Genomic DNA, 2,584 nt, shown 5'->3' with positions numbered 1-2,584 from the left:
TTTGCTGATACAATGCCCAAGAGCGAACATCTCCAGTATTATCAACATTCCAACTAATCACATCAGAATTAACTTGTATTCCTGTAGGTGGTGCAGGAGGTTGATTATCTAACCACGGCATGGCGGGAGGTAATGCTGGAGTTGGATAAACTGAGCTTTTGAACACATTATTCACACCTGCAAAATTATCTCTAAACATCTTCATACTAAAAAAGATATTTCCTAAAGAAAGTTGACTTGCTCTCTGACGAGAAATTGCAACTTGTCTCTCAAACTCAGATACTGACCAACCCGCACCTTGTAATTGACTTAAAAAGTTGCCAGCATAAATATGACGGCGTTGTGGGTTTTGTTGTAACCACCAATTTAACAAAACTGGATAACTTTGTTGAGGGGGGTCGATACGCCAATAAAGTTGGGGTGCTAAATAATCTAGCCAACCCTTCTCCATCCATAATTTCACGTCAGCGTATAAACCTTCATATTGATCGAACCCAACAATACCAGGAGGATTCCCTGGGCGATAAATGCCAAATGGACTAATGCCAAATTTTACATAAGGTTTCTCAGCATGAATACCTTGGTAAAGACGTTGCACCATATTATTCACATTCTGTCGTCGCCAGTTAGATACAGAGAGAGTACCACCAGATGCTTTGTATGCGTTATAGGTTTGGTAGTCGGGGAAGTCTTGTCCCCTTTGAGGGTAGGGGTAGAAATAGTCGTCAAAGTGAATGGCATCAACGTCATAACGACGCACCACATCCATAATGGTGTTGAAAGTTTGGTCTTGAATAACTTTCGCCCCTGGGTCCATCCAAATATTTTTGCCGTATCTATAAGCATATTGGGGATATTTGACCGCCATGTGATTTCCAGCAAAGGAACCATCATTGGGACTAAGTTGAGCGCGGTATGGGTTAAACCAAGCATGGAGTTCGATATTGCGTTTATGACTTTCGGCGATCGCAAATTCTAGTGGGTCATAATATGGTTCTGGTGGGGTTCCCTGTTTACCTGTCATCCAACCACTCCAGGGTTCGATGGGAGAGTCATACAAAGCGTCTCCTGTTGGTCGAACTTGCAATACTAAAGCATTGAGGTTAAGTTCTTGCATCCGGTTGAGGATGTTGAGTAATTCTGATTTTTGTTGCGCGACAGATAGACCACGTTGGGAAGGCCAGTCAATATTGGCAACGGATGCTACCCATACTCCTCGAAATTCTCTGGGGGAAAAGGAGGAGGGTTGTTGAGCAGTGGCGGTTGGTAGATAAGTGTAGATTTGAGTGAGGGTTAGTCCAAATATTATTAGGGAAACCCAGAGGAGGTTTTTGGGTCGAAAGCGAATATTCGGAGGGATGTTAACTGTGGAAAATAGTTTGCTGATTAAGTTCATGTTTGGACTATTTGGATAATTGGCGTTGCTGAATGATAATGATTTTTAGATTAAGTATCAACACAAAACATAAGTTTTTCAATTTTACCTTCAGCTACTTACTATCACATTTCAGGAATGCCAGATAATTTAACCTCATTCTACTTATAGTAAATCTAATAAAGGTATAGACAAGATATGTAGAAAATAGGACATAATATAAAGTTTTATTAACTAAACTATATAGTTGATTTGGTAGTGCAGAGCGCAAAATATGGAATAAATAATTCAGCTCACAGAGAATTCCGTATTTCAAGCCTCCTTATTGCAGAGGTACTGATAATTGATAACTGAAATGACTAAGGGTTCTAGGCATTTCTAGGGCATTGACGTAATTTCCTTATTTAGACTAACTCTCAGGCATTTTTCAACCATAAAATGTATAAGTCTCACTATAGTAGGGAACAGACAACAGTGGGAAAAGTATTTCTCTGTCTAAGGTTCATCATCAATCAATCTATGTCCTCAGCAACTCGTTCCTTGCTATAGATTAAATAAAATAGTCTTGCATAATTTTTTGACAAGCTTTCGACTGTATATTTAGAGGCTTTTTTATATTTAACACCTCAAGTAATAGACGAACAACTTAAATAAATCCTATAAAAAATCCGCAACTGTTCCAACAGTTAATATTGATATTTCACTAACTAAAAAAATCATGGAAAACCAAATCACCATCTACCTCAACTCCGGCAACTTTCAACAAGGCTTCCATCTCACTATCCAACCAAATAACACTCCAAAAATAACCATAACCTTACCAGCAGCACCCCAAATTCCACACCTATATAAAAACTGGCAACAACAATATACTTCTCTCACCCCAACCCCCAGAGCAGGATTCAAAAAACACCAAATTACTCACATTTCCAGCTCCGAATGTTTCCATTATTATCAAGCACTATGCCAAGAAATAAATACCTGGTTCACACCCATCAAAAACCTAATTCCTCACACTGAAAAAACTATCCTCATTATCAACACTCAAAATATTTCAGACATCCAAACAACAGAAATTTTACATAAACTACCTTGGGGAGAAATTTACCTTTCAGAAAATCATAAAATTGAAACTATACTCAGCTTTTCCGAAGGAAAAACTACCCCAAATATTATCTCTGAAATACCCAGACAAGTCAGAATATTAGG

Annotated in this window: 1 protein-coding gene and 1 pseudogene; one reads left to right on the top strand and one right to left on the bottom strand. The window is 38.4% G+C overall.

Annotated features, from left to right (window positions below; all coding sequences use genetic code 11):
- Nucleotides 1-1,396, bottom strand: a 1,396-nt coding sequence (locus tag AC3DU7_RS25850; protein ID WP_488042147.1) for a glycoside hydrolase family 10-like protein, incomplete at its 3' end; no start/stop codon positions are given.
- Between the two features lie 697 nt (nt 1,397-2,093).
- Between AC3DU7_RS25850 and AC3DU7_RS25845 the strand changes: the two are divergent.
- Nucleotides 2,094-2,584, top strand: a pseudogene (locus AC3DU7_RS25845) (hypothetical protein); the annotation flags it as partial.

The organism is Okeania sp., assembly GCF_983059655.1.
This window is presented reverse-complemented; position numbering and strand designations above follow the sequence as displayed.